22 protein-coding genes and 2 pseudogenes are annotated in these 18235 nt (G+C 62.1%); 8 read left to right on the top strand and 16 right to left on the bottom strand.

The window, feature by feature from the left end:
- Position 1: 1 nt before the first annotated feature.
- Genes X750_RS147975 through X750_RS147985 form a run of 3 tightly spaced genes read right to left on the bottom strand, consistent with a single transcriptional unit; the run spans position 2 to position 3631 of the window.
- Positions 2-2419, bottom strand: coding sequence for a fimbria/pilus outer membrane usher protein (locus X750_RS147975; protein WP_023747795.1), 2418 nt, complete (start codon positions 2417-2419; stop codon positions 2-4).
- Positions 2391-3113 carry a molecular chaperone gene (locus tag X750_RS147980; protein ID WP_023715167.1) on the bottom strand — a complete coding sequence of 241 codons (723 nt, stop codon included), beginning with the start codon at positions 3111-3113 and terminating at the stop codon, positions 2391-2393. Before X750_RS147980 ends, X750_RS147975 begins: the two co-directional genes overlap by 29 nt.
- Positions 3114-3139: 26 nt before the next feature.
- Positions 3140-3631 carry a spore coat U domain-containing protein gene (locus tag X750_RS147985; protein WP_023685937.1) on the bottom strand — a complete coding sequence of 164 codons (492 nt, stop codon included), beginning with the start codon at positions 3629-3631 and terminating at the stop codon, positions 3140-3142.
- Between the two features lie 818 nt (positions 3632-4449).
- Here X750_RS147985 and X750_RS147990 point away from each other — a divergent pair.
- From X750_RS147990 to X750_RS148000, 3 genes are all read left to right on the top strand, one after another.
- Positions 4450-4839, top strand: a complete 390-nt coding sequence (locus X750_RS147990; protein WP_023693752.1) for a DUF427 domain-containing protein — start codon at positions 4450-4452, stop codon at positions 4837-4839.
- Between the two features lie 151 nt (positions 4840-4990).
- Positions 4991-5548 (top strand): RNA polymerase sigma factor, encoded by a 558-nt coding sequence (locus X750_RS147995; RefSeq protein WP_023693751.1) that lies wholly within the window; start codon positions 4991-4993, stop codon positions 5546-5548.
- Between the two features lie 145 nt (positions 5549-5693).
- Positions 5694-7808, top strand: coding sequence for an EAL domain-containing protein (locus X750_RS148000; protein ID WP_023693750.1), 2115 nt, complete (start codon positions 5694-5696; stop codon positions 7806-7808).
- A 131-nt stretch (positions 7809-7939) separates the two neighbouring features.
- On the opposite strand, the pseudogene X750_RS148005 reads toward X750_RS148000, so the two are convergent.
- Both X750_RS148005 and X750_RS148010 read right to left on the bottom strand, forming a co-directional pair.
- Positions 7940-8344: pseudogene (locus tag X750_RS148005) on the bottom strand (hypothetical protein); the annotation flags it as partial.
- Between the two features lie 106 nt (positions 8345-8450).
- The gene (locus X750_RS148010; RefSeq protein WP_023753170.1) at positions 8451-8768 is read right to left on the bottom strand and encodes a hypothetical protein; all 318 of its coding nucleotides are present in this window, start codon (positions 8766-8768) and stop codon (positions 8451-8453) included.
- Between the two features lie 195 nt (positions 8769-8963).
- Between X750_RS148010 and X750_RS148015 the strand changes: the two genes are divergently transcribed.
- The gene (locus X750_RS148015; protein ID WP_023671436.1) at positions 8964-9683 is read left to right on the top strand and encodes a Crp/Fnr family transcriptional regulator; all 720 of its coding nucleotides are present in this window, start codon (positions 8964-8966) and stop codon (positions 9681-9683) included.
- A 49-nt stretch (positions 9684-9732) separates the two neighbouring features.
- Here the strand turns inward: X750_RS148015 and X750_RS148020 are convergent, their stop codons facing one another.
- Positions 9733-10026: a DUF982 domain-containing protein gene (locus tag X750_RS148020; protein WP_023685943.1), complete on the bottom strand. Its 294-nt coding sequence runs from the start codon at positions 10024-10026 to the stop codon at positions 9733-9735.
- A 113-nt stretch (positions 10027-10139) separates the two neighbouring features.
- Positions 10140-10316: a hypothetical protein gene (locus X750_RS1000000165870; protein ID WP_023747794.1), complete on the bottom strand. Its 177-nt coding sequence runs from the start codon at positions 10314-10316 to the stop codon at positions 10140-10142.
- Positions 10317-10558: 242 nt separating this feature from the next.
- On the opposite strand from X750_RS1000000165870, the gene X750_RS1000000165865 reads away from it, so the two are divergent.
- Positions 10559-10723, top strand: coding sequence for a hypothetical protein (locus tag X750_RS1000000165865; RefSeq protein WP_023671439.1), 165 nt, complete (start codon positions 10559-10561; stop codon positions 10721-10723).
- Here X750_RS1000000165865 and X750_RS148025 read toward each other — a convergent pair.
- Together X750_RS148025 and X750_RS148030 are read right to left on the bottom strand one after the other, a co-directional pair.
- A complete protein-coding gene (locus tag X750_RS148025) occupies positions 10720-11085 on the bottom strand; it encodes a VOC family protein (protein WP_023747793.1) in 366 nt (121 codons plus the stop codon). The genes X750_RS1000000165865 and X750_RS148025 overlap by 4 nt on opposite strands.
- 83 nt (positions 11086-11168) lie before the next feature.
- Positions 11169-11726 carry an alpha/beta hydrolase gene (locus X750_RS148030; RefSeq protein WP_023747792.1) on the bottom strand — a complete coding sequence of 186 codons (558 nt, stop codon included), beginning with the start codon at positions 11724-11726 and terminating at the stop codon, positions 11169-11171.
- 114 nt (positions 11727-11840) lie between these two features.
- On the opposite strand from X750_RS148030, the gene X750_RS148035 reads away from it, so the two are divergent.
- On the top strand, positions 11841-12314 hold the full coding sequence (locus X750_RS148035) for an Lrp/AsnC family transcriptional regulator (RefSeq protein WP_023747791.1): 474 nt from the start codon (positions 11841-11843) through the stop codon (positions 12312-12314).
- Positions 12315-12458: 144 nt separating this feature from the next.
- Positions 12459-12872 (top strand): DoxX family protein, encoded by a 414-nt coding sequence (locus X750_RS148040; protein WP_023727103.1) that lies wholly within the window; start codon positions 12459-12461, stop codon positions 12870-12872.
- Between the two features lie 22 nt (positions 12873-12894).
- On the opposite strand, the gene X750_RS148045 is transcribed toward X750_RS148040, so the two are convergent.
- The 6 genes from X750_RS148045 to X750_RS148070 form a co-directional block, all read right to left on the bottom strand.
- Complete coding sequence (locus X750_RS148045; RefSeq protein WP_023671444.1) at positions 12895-13200, bottom strand: hypothetical protein; 306 nt, start codon at positions 13198-13200, stop codon at positions 12895-12897.
- Between the two features lie 94 nt (positions 13201-13294).
- Complete coding sequence (locus X750_RS148050; RefSeq protein ID WP_023697755.1) at positions 13295-13564, bottom strand: hypothetical protein; 270 nt, start codon at positions 13562-13564, stop codon at positions 13295-13297.
- A 114-nt stretch (positions 13565-13678) separates the two neighbouring features.
- Positions 13679-13873, bottom strand: a complete 195-nt coding sequence (locus tag X750_RS148055) for a hypothetical protein (RefSeq protein ID WP_023689866.1) — start codon at positions 13871-13873, stop codon at positions 13679-13681.
- A gap of 140 nt (positions 13874-14013) precedes the next feature.
- A complete protein-coding gene (locus X750_RS148060) occupies positions 14014-14457 on the bottom strand; it encodes a MucR family transcriptional regulator (RefSeq protein ID WP_023671447.1) in 444 nt (147 codons plus the stop codon).
- Between the two features lie 247 nt (positions 14458-14704).
- Positions 14705-15520 (bottom strand): class I SAM-dependent methyltransferase, encoded by an 816-nt coding sequence (locus X750_RS148065; protein ID WP_023747790.1) that lies wholly within the window; start codon positions 15518-15520, stop codon positions 14705-14707.
- Between the two features lie 279 nt (positions 15521-15799).
- Positions 15800-16354, bottom strand: a complete 555-nt coding sequence (locus X750_RS148070) for a hypothetical protein (protein ID WP_023747789.1) — start codon at positions 16352-16354, stop codon at positions 15800-15802.
- A 131-nt stretch (positions 16355-16485) separates the two neighbouring features.
- Between X750_RS148070 and X750_RS1000000165860 the strand changes: the two genes are divergently transcribed.
- The gene (locus X750_RS1000000165860) at positions 16486-17001 is read left to right on the top strand and encodes a hypothetical protein (protein WP_156932411.1); all 516 of its coding nucleotides are present in this window, start codon (positions 16486-16488) and stop codon (positions 16999-17001) included.
- A 243-nt stretch (positions 17002-17244) separates the two neighbouring features.
- Here X750_RS1000000165860 and X750_RS01000000163100 read toward each other — a convergent pair.
- Positions 17245-18225, bottom strand: a pseudogene (locus X750_RS01000000163100) (IS1595 family transposase).
- Between the last annotated feature and the right edge of the window lie 10 nt (positions 18226-18235).

The following is an 18235-nucleotide window of genomic DNA, read 5'->3' as shown; positions in this document are numbered from 1 at the left end:
CTCATTGGCACACCACGTTCCCGATCACCACTTGCCGGCCGCGCGCCGCCTCGAAGGGAAACTCTGCCCGGCATGAACCGCCGTCCGCGCGCTCGACCTGCACTGAATTCTGCTTGCCGAGGCCCTTGATGTAGGCCTGCCCGTCATAGCCGACGACAAAGTCTTCAGTGCCGCCATCGACGCGTCCCGAGAGTCCGGCTTCGAGTGGCGTTCCGCTCGAGTCGACCAGCGTCACCAGCGCGGCCTGCGCCGCCTCAGACACGCCGAACTTCAGCACGACGCCGTTGCGGTCGGCTGGGACGACGGTCTCCTTGGTAGCCGGGACATCCGCGTCGACTGGTAGATTCTTCGGGTCGATGGAGACCGTGTTCAGCTCATAAGAGTTGAGCCCGGTGACCAGGATGCGGCCTTTGCTGTCGGTCCTGCCTACCGGCCGGTTCTGATGCAAGACCTCGACATCAGGCGTGCCGACATCGACGACGGCAAAGGCATCGTCGATGCGGTTGGTGGCGAACACCCCGCCGCCTGCGACCGCAATGGCGCCGTCCATCTGGCCGGTCACGCGAAAGTCCTTGTCGAATTGCTGGGCGCCGGCCTCGAAACGCGCAAACGGCGCGCGGTAGCTGACCGCTGCCGAACGATTGGGTACCTCGCCCTCCGAGGTGCGCAGCCGCCAGCCGATGCTGCCGTCCTCGGCCCGCTCCGATTTGGCGAGGTCGGCAGTGACATTGAGGCCGTCAGGGCCTTGCTCGACGCCTGTCGACGCCGAGATCTCGTCGTTGAACGGGATCGAAATCCCGGCGAACACGCCATAGCTGCTGTCGTCGTCGAGATCGGCGAAGGCGGTGGCATAGAGCGTGCTGCGCTTGAAGATCGCCTGGCTGTAGGACAGGCCGACGATCTGGCTGCTTTCGCCCTCGGCGCTCTTCAAATGCGTATAGGACAGGTTGAGGCTGGAGAAATCGATCGGCATCGGCACGCTGAGTGTCACCTGGTCGACCGCGCGCGGCACGCCGGCGCTGAAACGGGTGAAGTCGTCGGGGTCGAGAACCGGCTCCGCCGTCACCGAGGCGATGTCTTCATAGCCGCCAAAGGCCCGCTGCATGTGGGCGTTGATCGCCCAGCCGTCATAGCCGAATTCGACACTGGCATCGACCAGCGAGCCGGTGCGCCGGTCATGATGGCTGCCGGCGACCGCCAGCGAAGCTGCGCCATATGCCCCGAGCGGGAAGGCAGCACCTATGCCGCCATTGATCAGATCGGCGCCGCCCTCGGCATGGGCTTCCAATGTCAGCCGGTCGGTCACGCCGTAACGCGCGCTGGCGACCCCCATGACGCGGCCGTCATAATCGTCGGAGGAGATGCCGAAATTGCGCCGCGCCATCCCTGCCTCGACGGAAAAGTCGAGCAGTCCCTGGCGCAGCAGCATGCTGGAGGCATAGAACGGCAAGGTGGCCGTGGTCTCGCGGCCGAGGCTGTCGCGCAGCACCACCTGCGCCTGTCCGGCGCCCGTGAACACCGGCAGATTGGTGACCTGGAACGGCCCGGGCTGGATGTCGCCGGAATAGGTGCGCACGTTCTGCGTATAGACCTCGAGCGTCGACGGCACCGCCGCCGTGCCGCCGAAGGAGGGCAGAGGTAGCGTCACCAGGTCCGATCGCAGGTGGAAGTTGCGTTGCGCCTGGATGCCGCCGAGATAGATCGGACGCGTCCACGACAATCCACCGGAGATGAAGTCGCCGGCGCGGTAGGTCATCAGCCGGTCGGGGTCGGAATAGTTCCATGTCGTGTTGAGCCGCGTGAAGCCGCCCAGCCTGCCGTCGGAATAGCCGGCGATGAAGGATTGGCTGAGCGTTCCATAGGGGCTGAACACGCGCGCATCGAAGCCGCCGGAAACGCCTTGGAACAGCTCGACGTCCTTGTCGAACAATGTGTTGGAGCTGGCAAACAGCGAATAGTTGAGAACCGCGCCCAAGCCCGATTGCGGCGCCGGCCGGTCCTGCAAGCGCAAGCCGAGATCCACCATGCGCGCCTCGCGGCTGTCATTGGCGGCGGTGACGTAGAGGCGCTGGGCTACCTCATCGATCCGAAACGAAACGTCGGCCAACTGGTCGAGCCTGACCAGGCCGCCGGCGTCGGCTATGTCCTCCGGCGGTTTCAGGCCGACCTCCTTCAGCTCTTGGGGCGCCGCCGCCAGCCCACCATCCGGCATCTCGATAAAATTGCCGACCAGCTTGGTCGAAACGTCGTTGATGAACACCTCGAGATAGAGGCTGCGGCCCGCTGGCAAAACGGAAGCCGGCTGTTCGAGGTTCGTCACGGCCGGAAATTCCTGCGAACGCACCGCCAAGCAAGGTGTGAAAGTCGCAACCGCGACGATGACAGCGACGCTACTTGCCCTTGACGGCAACGTTGGCATCGAAGGGTCCAAGATCGCTCTGTGCCTTCAAAAGCACGGAGCCCGCTGACAGTGATTTGCCGCTGCCGATCGGCCACTGCATGGTCGCGCCGCCCAGGACATAACCGACGAGCCCGTTTCGGTTGCCGAGCTTTTTGCCGTTCTGGGTCAGGGATAGGTTGGACAAGCGGAGACGACTTTCACCGGTATTGCTGGCTGTCAGCACAAGACTGCCGCCCTTGCGCGAAACACTCCAGGCGACTGCCGGCGCGGCCGCATCGGCGTCGCGGAAAAACACCGGCACGGAGTAGCGCAGCGCGAGCGCGACCGTACCGGCCTTCTTGCGCGACGGGTCGGGTAACTCGTCGACGATGACGCGGTAGCTTTCCTCGGCCCGCACCGGCGCCTTGCTGACGCGCACGACGCGAACCACGTATTGGGCATTGGGTCCGAGTTTGGTCGATGGCGGGCTGGCGACGACGTCGGTAGTCGGCGTCAGCGTCTCGATCCCGCCAGCCTGGCTCCAGGCGAAGACGCGTATCTGCACATTGATCGGCCGCTTGGGGTCATCGTTGCTGAGGTTGAGAACCGCCGAGGCGTCGGGCGAGATCAGCTCGAGACCTGTCGGCGCCACCCTGAGCGAAGCGGCTTGTGAGAGACCGGCGCACAGCAACAGAACAGCCGTGGCTCCGATGCGTGAAAGCATGGATCGCATGATCGTCCTCGTGTTGGTATCGATTGTCAGTACGTTATGGTGATCGCAACGGTGTCGGTGTAGAGGCCCGCCGCCGGTGTCGTCTGCGGTGGAACACGCCCGTAGACCGTCAGCGGCTGAATGGCGCCGTTGCCGGTTCCGCCGACCGTGTCGGTGGGGATCGTGGTGCCCCAAAGCTGCGTCCGGGTGCTTTCCCTGTAGATGGTGTAGTCGATCGTCGCCGACGCCGGCCCGGTCATCTTGCGAACAGCAACCGTTGCGCCCGCGCCCGCTCCGGCGCTCAGACCAACATTGTAGGACTTGCCGGTCGTGCATTGCACGTTGATGGTGCTGGTCTGGTCGACATTCGCATCAATGACACCGTGCGAGCCGAAATCGAGATCGCTCGCCGTCTGCACCTTGCATTCGTCGGTAATCGTGATGCGGACATTCATGCTGCCCGTCGCGGTCGCGGCGATCGCGGGCAGGATGGGAAGCAGCGACGCTCCCGCCAGCAGCGCATATTTCAGCAATCTCATGCGTGTTTCCTCCGTCGGGCAGACCGTTCCTCGCAACACAGTCTTGACCCGGATTTCACTCCTACAGCTCCTCCGTTGCATGCTTCGCAAGACATCAACGATACAGTAATGTCATAAGCGAACTGTGCAATGATTATTACAACTTAGATTCGGATTGCGACAGCGAATAACTTCGGTATGTATCGGATAATTTTGGTTAATATTCGGTTAACAGAGATGAAATGGACATTTTTCCGAAGTAAAAGTTTGTCTGTCGAAAATTTATTTTGCTTCTCGTGCCGAAAAGGCGAAATATCTGGCAAATCATCTTGATTTTGTAGAGTCTCACCTGTCGTCCTTTATTATCGATATTTCGCGGCGTGCACCGGCGCCAAGCAGCCATCGCCATAGCCGCGCCGGTAGCTGTTCGCGCCTGTCCAAGCCTTGCGGTCGTGCTGACAGGGCCGCATTCGCCAAAACCGTGTTCCGCCCGGCCCAAGCATGGCCGTCCCGGCTGAGATAAATCCACCGCCGTCGGATCGCAGCGAAACACATGCGAATCGTTCTTGCCACGCTGGCCCGGATTTCCTTCGGCGGCGCATCGGCCGGACGGGAGATGCGCCTGTTGTCCCTTGGAGCCATGATCCACGACCGGCAGCCGCGCGGACCGGCTGCCAGACGTCAGAAAAGGAAGAACGATGAAGAAGACCTATGAAAAGCCACAGCTCGAAAAGCGCCAGAAGCTGTCGCGTGTGACCGCTGTCGCCGGCCCATCAGTGACCAGTGAGAGCTGACGCCGTCGACCGGCATCGAACCACCAGCGGACAAGGAGAGCAGTCATGGATCAGCATGCGAACCCGTCACCCGGCTTCAGGCGCAATCCGGGCAAGGTGATCACCGTCGAGCCCTTCACCGGGCGTGTCGTCGTGTTTGCAAACGGCACCATCATCGCTTCCTCGGCAAAAGCCAAAATGGTGACCGAGCCGCCCCATCCCTTCTCCTTCTACATCCCGTTCGAGGACATCGACTTCCGCAAGCTCAAGAAGACGGAGCGGTCGACGCTGTGCCCCTACAAGGGTGACGCCAGCTACTGGAACGTGCTGCCGGCGGGTGAAACCGGCAACGACGCGATGTGGGCCTATGAGCAGCCTTTCGACGAGATGACTGAAATTCGCGACCACGGCGCCTTCTACCCACACCGGGTCACCATCGACGCCGCGCCGCGCTGAGCGCGTCATGCCTGTTGCCCAAAAGTGCCCAGCGTTTTTGGAGCCGACGACAGGCATGAACAGAGGAATTTTTCAGATCAGCCAAAGCTGTCCTCACCCGGGGGCGCAGCGGTTTTGCGGCAACGGCATGCCGAAACGAAGACAAAAGGTCATGGACGAAAAGCAGAGAGCAATTCTCGACGAAATCCCGCGCCTGCGCCGCTATGCGCGCTCGCTGCTGCGCGACCGCGATTCCGCCGACGATCTCGTCCAGGACTGCCTGGAGCGGGCGCTGCTGCGGCTGGACAACTGGCAGACGGGAGAGAGCCCGCGAAAATGGCTGTTCACGATCATGCATCATCTGTTCATCGACCAGATGCGCAAGGTGAACCGGCGAGGCGAGGCCTCGATGCTGCCGCTGGAGGCCGGCGAGGTGCAGGCCTCTCCCGCCGACCAGCTGGAGAATGTCGCGGCCCGCGAGATCATCGACGCGCTGCAGGCGATCAGCCCCGACCGCCGTGCCGCGCTGACCATGGTCGCCATCGAGGGCTTCTCCTATGCCGAGGCCGCCGAGATGCTCGGCGTGCCGGCCGGCACGCTGATGTCGCGCATCGCGCGCGGCCGTGAGGAACTGCGCGGCCTGCTCGAGGACAATGCGCGCCGCCGCGCGATAAGGATCGTCGAGCCAGGCCCGGGCAGGGCGGTTCCAATCAGGGCGCCAATGGCATGACGAGCCCCAATCGCATGATGACGCCTTACGGCATGGTCCGGCACGATTGCAGGCCTTGTCCGCACTGTGGGCGCGGCGCACCCGGTAACGCTTTCTTCTCTGCTTGCGTGCATAGTGGCGGCGACGGAGTGAGCGAAACCAGGGCATGGCTGAAGAGAAAATACGCAACGGCGAATTCTGGGCGCTTGCGCTCGAACGCGCTCATCTCGGCGTATGGGACTGGGATATTTTGAGCGGCGACTGTTTCTATTCGCCAACCTGGTCGCACATGCTGGGTTATGAGGATGGCGAGCTTGCCAACAGCGACGACCTCTGGCTGAAGCTGACGCATCCCGACGACCGCCAGCGGGCGCTGGCCAGCGGAGAGCGGCACATTTCCGGCCTGACCGCCTCGATCGAGACCGAGCTACGCCTCAAGCACAAGGACGGCCACTGGATCTGGGTGCTGGACCGCGGCGGCATTGTCGAGCGTGACGAGACGGGCAGGCCGGTCAGGCTGATGGGCGTACAGACCGACATCAGCCGGCAGAAAGAGGCGGAAGCCGAACTGGAGCGGGTCAATGTGCGCTTTCGCCTGGCGCTGGCGGCCAGCGGCACCGGCATCTGGCATCACGATATCGACGCCAACAAGAGCTATTGGGACGCCCGCACCAGGGAGATATTCGGCCTGGTCGCCGACACCGACGAGGTGGCCGCCGACCTCTGGCATTCCTATCTGCACCCCGACGACAAGGATGCCGCAGAGCGCGCCCATCTGGCGCCGCTTTCGACCGACGGCGTCGTCGCCGCGCAATACCGCATCGTCAGGCGCGACGGCGAAATCCGCCATGTCGAATCGCTGGTGCGCTTCATCGCGGCGCCTGAGACAGCGGGCCAGATTCTCGGCACCGTGCGCGATATCACCGAGGACAAGAAACGCGAGCGGGAACTCGCCTACGCCGCTCACCACGATGCGCTGACGGGCCTCTTGAACCGTGCCGCCTTCGACCGGCTGCTGGCCGTGCACATCGCCACCGAGCGGGCTTTGCCGCTGGCGGTGTTTTACGTCGATCTCGACTACTTCAAGGCGCTCAACGACTTCGCCGGCCACGCCGCCGGCGACCTGGCGCTGAAGGGTGTGGCCGCCGGTATTCTGGGCTGCCTGCCGGCATCGGCGCGTGCCGCGCGCCTCGGCGGCGACGAGTTCGCGCTGCTGGTGCCCAATTGCCAATCGGCCAAGGCCGAGGCGCTGGCCGGCGCGATTCTTGCGGCGGTCCGTGACGCCGACCTCGGACTGCCGGCGACCTCGCGAAAACTCGCGGCCAGCATCGGCATCGCCTTCGTCGAGGACACCACCACCACGGTTGCCGATGCGTTGGCCTGCGCCGACGACGCCTGCTATGCCGCCAAGGCGGCCGGGCGCAATCGCTTCGCGGTGTTTTCGGCCGATGCGGCGTCGGGCTCCGGCGGCCTCAACGCGGCGCGTGTCGCCGCCGACACGGTCGACGCCATGGATGACGGGCGGCTGAAACTGTTCGGCCAGGAGATCCATCTTCTGGGCCAGCCTTGGAAGGAGAGCCGCCATGTCGAGGTGCTAGCGCGGCTTGCCGGGCGCAATGGCAAGCTGATCCCGCCCAGCGAATTCATTCCGGTCGCCGAGCGCTTCGGCATTGCCTCGCGGTTGGACCGCTGGATCATCAGGACAGCGCTTTCGCAGCATGGCGAGGCGATGCGGTCAGGCGCCATCATGCTCGGCTTCAACCTGTCGGCGCAGACGCTGAGCGACCCGCTGCTATGGGATTTCGTCGACGCCGTCATCGCCGAGACCGGGGCGCCGCATTCCGGCATCGGTTTCGAGATCACCGAGACCGCGGCCGTCACCAATTTCGACGCCGCCGAGCAGTTCGTGCGCAAGGCGCGCGAGCGGCAATGCCGCGTCAGCCTCGACGATTTCGGCGCCGGCATGAGCTCGTTCGAATATTTGCGGCGCTTTCCGGTCGATCAGATCAAGATCGACGGCTCGTTCATCGAGAATATCGCGGAAAGCCGTTTCGACCGCGAGATCGTCTCGGCCATAGCGGGCATCGCCAAAAGTCTCGGCTGCGCGGTGGTGGCCGAAAAGATCGAGCAGCAGGAAGCGCTCGACATTCTGCGCGGCATGGGCGTGGCCTATGGCCAGGGTTTTCTGCTGCACCGGCCGGAGCCGCTTGAGGCGATCGTCGCGCGGGCCGGCGAACAGTCACCATCCAGCGGACAGTCACCGGAAAAGCGCTTCGGCTGACGGCTTGTCATCGCCCGAGCTGGCGACTTGTCCGGCTAACCGGCGTCGGCCTTTTCCTGCTTTCGCTGCGCCGCCTCCTTCTTGCGGCGCAACACCTCGTCGGTGCCGACAAGGTCCTTCGAGCCGCCGGAAATGGCGGTCGAGACGACGGCGGGCGGATCGCTGGCCGGAAAACTGTCTTCGAGGCCTGATTGCAACTGCTCCTCGAGCGTCTGCGGGTTCTCGGAGCGGCCTTCGGCGCGGCGCTCGCCAACGGCTTCGACATCGCTCTTGGTGTCGGGGTGAGCGCGGGCTTCCGATATCGTCGACACCACCAGCTCGATGGCGAACTCTTTCATCGCCTCGGCTTGCGGCCCATCGACATCAGAGTCTTCGATCAGGCGGATGAGCGACTTTTCCAGGGCGCCCAGTTCCTTGACGCCCTGACACCGCGCCAGACGCTTGGTGAGCGAACCGATCAGCGCCGGGGCAAAGGTCGAATAGGCAAGCCTGCGTGTGTCGTCGACCTGCTCGGGATGAAGCTTTTGCAAGGACATAGATGCCTCCAGTCAATCAGCCGTGCAGCTTCTGCCGCTGGCCCCTCCTTAGGAAACAGAGGGGAGGGCAAGAGGTTCCATACAGTCCTCGACAGGGTCGACGAGTTCAACTCCACAGCGACGCCATGGTCAGCGACGCTTCGAATATCTGCTCCCTGTTCTCGTTCAGCATCTTGACGGTGATCCGCCGGTGGTCGCCCTCCGGTATCTCGTCGCGCGCCACATCGTGCAATATGCGCAGCGCTTCGGCTCCCGCACGCTCCCGGCTGGGAAAAAGCTGCCCCTCTTCATCAATCTGGGTCTCGGCGTTGTACAAGTCGAAGTAGAACCGTTCCATGTGTGCAAGTCCCTGCTGGAGAACGCTAAAGCGCGTCGCGGTTGAAAGGGCGCAGGCGACGCGCTTCAGGTCTGTGTTTTTATGCATGTCGTTGTCTCAAAATCGGGGCCATTTTTGAGCGACATGGATTAAATCCCAACCCGCACCCATGGTTCCATGCGACTGTGTCCTGAGCAGATTTCCTGCCAGGAGCCGTCGCCGTGCCGGCCGATTGCAACCGCACCCGATCTCCGGCGTTTGGCTAGGCCACGAATGTCCACGAAATCTCGAACTGGATCCTCGATGCTAGAACCGCTTTATCTCAACCTTGGCCAGCATGACGCTTTGTCCGAGCAGGAAAAGGGGCTGCTGGCAGCCGCCATGACCATCGAGATGGATTTTGCCACCGGTCAGGACATCGTTTCCGAGGGATCGAGGCCAGGCTACAGCACGCTCATCATCGAGGGTCTGGCGGCGCGCTACAAGGTGCTGGAGGATGGCGGCCGCCAGTTCACCTCGTTGCAGGTGCCCGGCGATTTTGTCGATTTGCACGCCTTCCTGCTCAAGACAATGGACCATGGCATTATAGCTTTGTCGCCATGCCGGGTGATCGCCGCCGACCACAGTCGGCTAAGGACGATCACCGAACAGGCGCCTCATCTCAGCCGCTTGCTGTGGCTGGACACGCTCGTCGATGGCGCCATTCACCGGGAATGGATCGTGGCCATGGGCCGGCGGTCCAAGACCTCGCACCTGGCGCATCTTGTGTGCGAGCTGTTCGTCCGGCTCCAAGTGGTCAAGCAGACCAACGGCATGAGTTTCCGGCTTCCCCTGTCGCAGGCGGAACTGGCCGATGTGCTTGGGCTTTCGGTGGTCCACATGAACCGGGTCATCGGCGCGCTGCGCAAGATCGGTGTGATCGGCTGGGCGAATTACATGGTGACCATTCTGGACTGGCAGCAGCTGGTGGAAATCGCCGAGTTCGACCCGACTTATCTCAGCATGAACCGCGAGCCGAGATAGGCTATCCGGCGTTCGCCATGACATCGCAGGCAATCCGTCAGCCGGTCTTTCAACGATGCCCATCCAGCGACGCCAATTCGTCGAGCATGGCAAGGGCGGCACTTGGCTTGGCCGGCTTCAGCAAGCCCTGTTGGGCGGCGGCATTCTGGAAAGCGGCAAAGGCGATGTCCGGGCGGCAAATGCCGTTCAACGCGTCGTCCACCAGCCTGTCGGCCGCCTTGTAGGCCGCCGTCTGCTTGTTCTTCCATGTTCCGCCTAGCGCCCTCCTGGCGTCGGCGATCGACGACACCGTCATCGCGCTTCCGTCCACGAATCTGATCGTCAGGGGCAGAAAACGGCTCATGCGCTCACCATCCAAACCATTCGCGTCTCGCCCGGATCGATCTCATCACCTGCCTCCTTGAAAACGGGATCGCCATAAACGAGGAAATCACAAACTGGTTGCAGCTCGGCGAGCTACATGTTGCTTGCCGGCCAGATCGGCCGATGCGGACGATAAGGCGGCCGCGGCGCCGGCTTCAACGGGATGCCGGCGAGCGAGTTGCGGATCGGCCTGAACAGTATCGGCGAAGACGCGGCGCGGCGGTGCAATACCGCGGCTGACAATTTGGCAATCAGATTTCGAACGTCCATGGGACACCTCGAGCGCGTTGAGAGTCCCCCCCATCGCGATCACCTACCACCTCACGCCCAGCATCCGCATTTAACTTTGATATAGGCCGGACGAATACGCGCCGCGCGCAATGTCTGCCGCCGAGATTCTGCCGATCCTCGGCGGCGGCTATTGAGGGCGGCGCCAGGCTGGCGGTCACGCATCCCAGCAGCGACGTCGCAGACGCTGCTGCAACCGGATGAATTTTCGTGCATTCTTGTGCATGGCCACAATGCTTCGAACCGACACGCCGGCAAAATGCTGCTCCTATTGCGGTTCGCGAGAGCATGACTACGAGGATTGTCCGAAGCGCAAAGCAGAGGCGGAGCGGCAGTGGGAAGGCCAGGCAAAGCCCGGCGCCGAATCCGAGGCGACGGCCGAAGCCTAGCCGGGCTCGAACAGCTCGATCACGTTGCCGGACGGGTCTTCACAAAGAATCTGTCGCCCGCCCGGACCTTCGACCATCTGGTTGCGGAACCGCACGCCGGCCTCGCCCATCTCAGTCACGATTGACGGCAATTGCTCGACTTCGAGCACAAAGCGGTTCCATCCGCCCGGCTCGGGTGTCCGGCCGTCCGGCATCGGCCTGGCTGCCGACGCCAGGGGGCCGGCGAGCCAGAGCGAAAGGCCGCCGCGCGTCAGGATGGCCATCGCCGGACCGAATTGCTGCTTCAGCGCGAAGCCCAGATGGCTCGTATAAAACGCGATGGACAGATCGACATCGCGGACCAGATATCGGACGGACACCATTCGCAGGCTCCCTCACAAACGCCCTCCCGAGAGATAGCTGGCGGGACAAGCTGGGGCAAGCCCGCGGCGCACGGTTCGGGCGTCTATGGTGCGATTGCGTGGTCGGCCTGTCTCTCTCTCACGAAGGCCGTCAGCAACTCCATTCCCGCCGGCCAGTCGCCCAGCCCGCTATTGCTGTTGATGTGACCAAGCGGCCCGGCGATGTGCAGTTCGCTGCCCCATTGTGCGGCTTTCTCACGGGCATAACCGTTCGGATCATAGGGATCGTCGGTGCTGGCAACGATCAGCGAGGGGAAGCGAAGCGGCCCGCGCGGCGTGTCGGCGAAGGGAATTCCGTAAGAGGGGTAGACCGGCGAGGCCGGGTCGGGAACCGCAACCAGAAACGCCCCGCCGATCCGACGGCTCGACACCGCCTGCCAATGCGCGACCAGCAGGCAGCTGAGACTGTGGGCGACGAGCACCGGCGGGGTCTGTGCCTGTGACACCGCGACGTCCAGCGCCGCCACCCAGTCGTCCAAATCCGGCAGCTCCCAGCTTGCCGGGCTGAAGCGGCGCATCGCCGGGTCGGCCTGTTGCCAGCGTGTCTGCCAGTGGGCCTCGCCCGATCCGCCGCTGCCCGGCAGAATGATGAAGTCGGTCATGGAAAATCCTGTTTCTTCGCCGCAGATGATGTCCCAATCCTAGGGCTTCTCCTTGTTCGCGGAATGAGAGATCATCGGAAAGCGACGAAGAATTCCGATGGATTGAAGGTGTTCATGACAAACGGCGATTACCGGCCACGGCTCGACCCCACCGACATGGCAATCATCGAGATCATGCAGGAGGATGGCCGCATCGGAATTTCCGAACTCGGCCGCCGCGTCGGCCTGTCCCAGCCCGCGACGTCGGAGCGGGTGAAGCGGCTGGAGGAGCGCGGCATCATCGCCGGCTACCGGGCCGCGATCGATCCCACCGCCCTCGGTCTCGGCACCATGGCCATGATCCGCCTGCGCACCACGCATGAGCACATCCAGACCTGCCTGAAGAAATTCGCCGCCATGCCGCAGGTGCTCGAGGTACTGCGGGTGACCGGTGAGGATTGTTTCCTCGTCAAGGTCGTCGTGCCGTCGCCGCCCGACCTCGAAAGCATCGTCGACGCCATCGGCCGCTACGGCGCGGTGACGACCAATGTCGTGCTGCGCGCCGAGCCGCCGAAGCGGCTGGGACGCGAGCTGATGGCGAAGCTCTGAGCGGCCACGCGCGGCAAGAGGATGGCAAGCGCCTCCTTTTGCGAGGTCCGGCTTTGCCGGGAAAGAATTTCGCGGGCTGGTGTAGGATCGGAGGCGTGGCGCCCGTCCTTGGGACGAACCCGCTGCAAACCTTTGGAGAACATCATGGAAGCCGTTCAATCGCCGTGGCAGACCGCGGCCATTCTCATCGCCCGCCTGACCCTGGCCGCCATGTTCGCGATGGGGGCAGCGTTCAAGTTCATGGATATGAACATGACCGCCGGCTACATCGCCGCCGCCGGCTTCCCGTTCCCGCTGTTTCTGGCCTGGTGCGCCGCGATCCTCGAAACGCTGCTGGTGATCGCCCTCCTGACCGGAGCGTTCTTCACGCCGGCCGCCCTGGTCGCCGCCGTCTACGTGGTCTTCCTAGGCTTTGCCTTCCACGGCCCGTCGCACTGGGCCGGCAACCAGGCCGAGTTCGGCGCCTTCATGTCCCATTTCCCGTTCGCCGCCGGCCTGCTGTTTGCCGCCGTGCATGGACCGGGCAGCGTGCTTGCCTCGAAACTTGGCCGAGGGTGAGGCCCCGCGTCGGCAGACCGCCTCACATCTGGTCGTTGTAGGGTTCCTTCATCTGGCCGACCATGCGGGCCAGTTTCGAGAAGGACGGCATGTCCGCCTCCGGCTGGCATTGATTGGCCAGTTCCAGCAGTCTGATCGGAAAGTTGACGGCGTCGCGGTTGGACTCCGACATGCCGTCGGACCGCTCCTCGCCGGTTTCGATGGCCTCGGCCTTGCGCAGCGCGATGTCGATATCCTCCACCGTGAGCAGGCCCTTGCGCACCAGCACCTGATTGATCGAGGCGACGGCCATCAGCAGGCCTTCGAGTTGCAGATTGGCGACGTTCATGGCTGTTGCTCCCATTTGGCTCACGCTCAACGCATGAGCCGCTGTTACGATCCGGACGGGGATGCAAGCGATAGGCGTCGGCTGATGGCCTGCGCTACTCTTCCATCCAGCGGCGGCCATATTCGGCCCACAGCGCCTTGACCTCCCGGCTGCCGAGGCGAGGGGCCGAGCCGTCGCCATAGGCGATCGAAACGCCGCTGATGTCGTAATGGGGATGGGCGTCGATGACGAAGCGGATCGCCTCGCCGAGCGGCCTTCTGCCGATGACCGGATCGGCCTGGCCCTGGCCGACGCTGCGAACGCCCGAAACAGTGGCTGGCGCTTGCCGCATCCTGAACACGGATGCCATGGCTGGTTTGTCCATCCCGCTCTTCCCCGAGTTGGATTGGAATGATTCCATAAGAGCCAGCTAATGACCAGTCGCTAGACGGCCTGTCGAAGGCTGCGTCTTGTATCCTGCAGCCGGTTGAAGGACTGTTCAGGCCAGCGGATCCGCCGCCGGCGGCCTGGCGGGAAGGCCGAGCCTTGTCCGCTCGCCGTCGGCAAACTCCTCGGCCGCTTCCTGGGCCATGAACAGATGCTGGGTCACCGTGCCATTCTCGGCAACCAGCACCGCCCATTGGCGGCGGTCGACACGTTCCACGCGAACGTCATTGGGCTCTCCGGCCACCATGATCGTCCTCCAGCAGGCGTACGGCACGGAGGGGGCGTGCCTTTACGCCTTGGTCTTGCTCTTGGCCGGCGCCTTGGCGGCCGGGGCCTCGGGTGTTCTGATGCCGAGCCCGATCTATCACACCAACCCGGAAGAGNCCTTTACGCCTTGGTCTTGCTCTTGGCCGGCGCCTTGGCGGCCGGGGCCTCGGGTGTTCTGATGCCGAGCCCGAACTCCTTTGCCAGCTCCGATCGTTTGGCGGCGTAGCTGGGCGCCGTCATCGGATAGTCGCCGGGCAGGTCCCATTTGGCGCGATAGGCTTCCGGCGTCATGCCATGGGCGGAGCCGAGATGACGCCGCAGCGACCTGAACTTCTTGCCATCCTCGAGGCAGTAAATGAAATTCGGCGTTACCGAGCGCTTGCGGTTGACCGCGGGCTCAGGCGCAGGTTGCGGCGGAGCAACGGGATTGTCCACGGCCGCGAGCGCTGCATTGACGCTCTCGATCAACGCCGGCAGGCTATCCGGAGGCACTGAATTGTTGCGCACGAATGCCGCGACGATGTCGGCGGTCAGATTTATATTTCGGATTTTGTCCTCAGACATGGCTTCTTTTGCCCCCTTGATGCCAAAGGGCAAATTATCAGACAACATCAGCCGACGGCATGGCACTTTAGAACATATGCATATGACTTGACGCCGGATGTGGTAGCGCTAGCATCGCCGAGTCTCCGATCGATGTCGATGTAGGAATTCTTTCCTGACATATCTTGACCGGTGAGGGCAGCTATGCTATGATTTGTTCATGGTGCTGATTTGCGCCAGCAACCCGCCGCCCAGGCGGGTTTTTGTTTCATGCCGGCTTGGAAACAATAACGGCCAGTGACGCGAGTTTTCCCTCGCTCAGGCTGCTTATGTAGTTTTTTCGCCGACGCACGAACTCGGCGCCGAGCACGATCTCATTGGCCTGCTGCTGGGCGGGCGAGGGCACGATGCCGGAATTTGCCCGTTTCAACGCCAGCTCGACGTGATCGCCGGTTTCGTCGATGACGTCGTCGACCCGGAATCCGGCTGAAGCAAACAAGACCTTCAGGGTTTCGCGGTCGACGAGATGGCTGACCGCAGCCGACACCGCCCAAGGCAAGGGATAGTGAGGCTCGCCGTCCGCCAGCACCGCCTCGGTCCAGACAAGCCTGGCCTTCGGCTTCAGCACGCGCCACGCTTGCCCAATGACCGCCGCCTTGTCAGCGATATTCATGCCGACATAGAAGCAGATTGCCGCGTCGAATGTGTCGTCCGCAAAAGGCAGCCTTGTCGCATCGGCCTCATGGAAACGCACTTTGTCGCCGAGGCCGCAGAACTCGGTCAGTCGGCGGGACGCCACGACGAACGCCTGCGTCAGGTCGACGCCGTCGACGCTGCACCCATAGGTCTCGGCAAGGAACCGGGCCGGGCCGCCAATGCCGCTGCCGATGTCCAGAACCCGATCGCCGGCGGAGGGCGCAAGACGCGCGGCATGGTCCTGCGTGGCGATCAGCTCGCGGCCATGAAGCTGATCGAACGGATAGAGTTGTTTGGCTGCGAGGCTGCCGGCCTTTGCGTCCGGCACAGCCGACAAGATGCGCTCGACGATGCCGCCGCTGCCATAGTGACTGGTCACATCGCTCATTGTGCGCTCTCCGACGAGGCCCAGCATCCCATCGAAGCGGCCCTCGCGCAATGCTGGCGGCGGCAAGGACGAGGCTTTGACCAGAGTAGGAATTATTTCCCAATTATATAATTGACGTACCGGGAATAAATTCCTAATGATTCGCACCGACAGGCCGGCACCAGAAATTGAAATCACGCCCGAGATAATAACGCGAGCGGCAGACGCGATCTTGGCTTGTGGTTTATCGACGGCTTGGAGTTCAGGTTATCCAATGATGACGCTGAACGAGCAGCGAACCTAATCCTGAGCGCCGCGCTCGGATTGGATGTTGGCGATCAGGGCCGTGCACAGTGATCGCAGTGCCTCAAACTGGCTTATGTAGTGTGACAGGTCGCCAGAAGTGTACTGATAAGTGGCGGCGCCGATACTCTGTCCTTTTCGGTGCCACTTGTTTGGATTTGTGTTGTTGGGACAGAGATAAAATCCAACCTCGTTCAGGTCAAAAACGATACCATGAGCGATTTCGTTTCGGCGCGCCCCAAAGTCCTTCACTTGCTGGATGAGGGCTTTCGCATCGACGAGAAACTTCGAATGTTTGAGAGCGCGTGGAATGGCTGCGTCGAGCATTTGCGTTCGCCCAGACGATGAAGAGACTGCGATGAATGCGGCGATTCCAGAACGGTTGGATTGGAGCGCGTTCGGTGAGCCCGATACGAGGCAATCAAACAGTTCAGCGAGCGCCGACTCCAGAAGCTCCCAGCTAGTCAACGCTACGCCGACGTTGAAGAATATGCTATCAGGCGTTGCGTCGCCCTTGTCGGCTCTAGGCCGAACGTCCCAAGGATTGTTCATGTCGGAAACTTCCAAAGACAAAGACCAGGAAAAGGGCGACGAGGTATTGCGCCGTTTGCTGAAGACGCCGCCAAATCCAAAGACCGGGAAGGCTCAACCGAGTCGACACCCAGAACAAAAGGATTCAACGAGTGCCAAACGTCCCCGACTGGGAAAACGCAAGTGATGAAGTTACCCGTTTCGTTTTCGATCAAGCGGACAAATATCTTTCTACCCAACTAACCACTGGCATTGCTGCTGATCAACGAGCCACATCAGCGGCGGCAACCTTCAGCGGGTTCTCTGGCGCTATTTTGGCTGCGTCGGTCGGATATTACGCCGCAAAACCTGATCTTCCGCTGCTTTTAGCTGGCCTCGCCATTGGAATTGCCTTTGGTATTGCAGCAGGTTGTAGTTTCTATTCGGCCCGTCCTGTCGATTTCAACTATCCCGGAAACGAACCGGAGAAATGGTATGGAAGCCTGTCGGACCCGCTTCACGAGTCGATCGGCATAGAGGCCCAAAACTATTCGGCAGGCATCGCTGAAAACGCAATTATACTGGCCGGCAACGCAAAGTGGCTAACTATTGCATTTTGGGCGGCGGCAATTGCACCGCTTGCCGGCCTAGCACTATACGCAATCGCTAACCTTTTTTGCCACGGCTAGACCGTCCCGGTCCCTTGTCCTTTGCCTGGGTCAAAGCTGACGCAGCTACGCTTTTCTCAGCTTTTGATGACTTGGGATTGCTTAGAATTTTGGACGCCGCGCTTGCGACGCCCTTAGATGTGGTTTCGTTTTTTGCCATTTCTCTCCCCACCTTTAGTTGGTGCATGGGAACAATGGCCCGCCGTTTAGTCTGAGTCGAGTCGGCGTTTCTTTCGCCTGTGGAGAAACTTTCTCGCCTTCTGCTTAGGCGTGACCGGCTTCACCAATCCGCCGATAGGTCAAACGCTTGTCGCGGCCATGCGAAGCAAGTCTTCGGCGCGTTCTGCATCCAAGACTTTCAACGCGGTGCGGCGATTGTAGCGGAAATCGAACTCGGCAAGGTAGCGGTGCAAGTGAGCTTCGCCGCAATGCTGATAGACGCCAACCATGCCGCGCTTGAACACTGAGAACACGCCCTCAATAGTATTTGAGTGGATGGTCTCGGTGCCTTCGTAGCGCACGTATTCGCCAGCGCGTGATTGGTCGTCTTGTGCGATGCATATTCCTCGCCAGTGCGCGTGTAGAGGCGCGACGAGTCGGTATAGAGCGTCGTGTCACGCGACACGTTGCGAACCAGCACATCGCGCACGGTAGAGGCCGTAGCGTCGTTCAAATGGAACATGCGGGCTTTGCCGCCGCGCTCGACAAGACCAACCACAATGCGCTTATGCGCGCCGCCGCCCTTGCCCTTCTTGGTGAAGGGACGGCCCATGCGCTGTTCTGAAATGCGGGGCGTCTCACGCTTGCCGATATAGGTCTCGTCGGCTTCAACGGTCTTGCCTTCGCCGCCAAGCGGACCGGCAGACTTAACGTCTTCCTTCATGGCTTCGCGAATGCGGTGAGCCATAAACCAAGCGGTCTTGTAGGTGACGCCGAGCATACGGTGCAGCTGGTGAGCGGACATGCCTTTCTTGGATGAGGCGTAGAGATGCGAAGCCAGCACCCACTTGTGCAGGCCGATCTTGGAACGCTCGAATACAGTGCCGACCGTTACAGAAAAGGGCGCACGGCATTCATTGCATTTGTAGACGCCGGGGCGCGTGGACTTGCCCGCCAATTTGGTAATGCGCTCAGGATTGGCATTGCCGCAATGAGGGCAGAACGGGCCGTGGGGCCAATGGATAGCCTCCAAATGCTCGCGGCCTTGTCGGCGTCGTGGTAAATGGCGTTGGTCAGATCGAACATTGCGGTAACT

Origin of the sequence: Mesorhizobium sp. LNJC391B00 (genome assembly GCF_000502535.1) — a bacterium.
Lineage (GTDB): Bacteria > Pseudomonadota > Alphaproteobacteria > Rhizobiales > Rhizobiaceae > Mesorhizobium.
The sequence above is the reverse complement of the archived record's forward strand: the minus strand, read 5'-3'. Positions and strand labels throughout refer to the sequence as shown.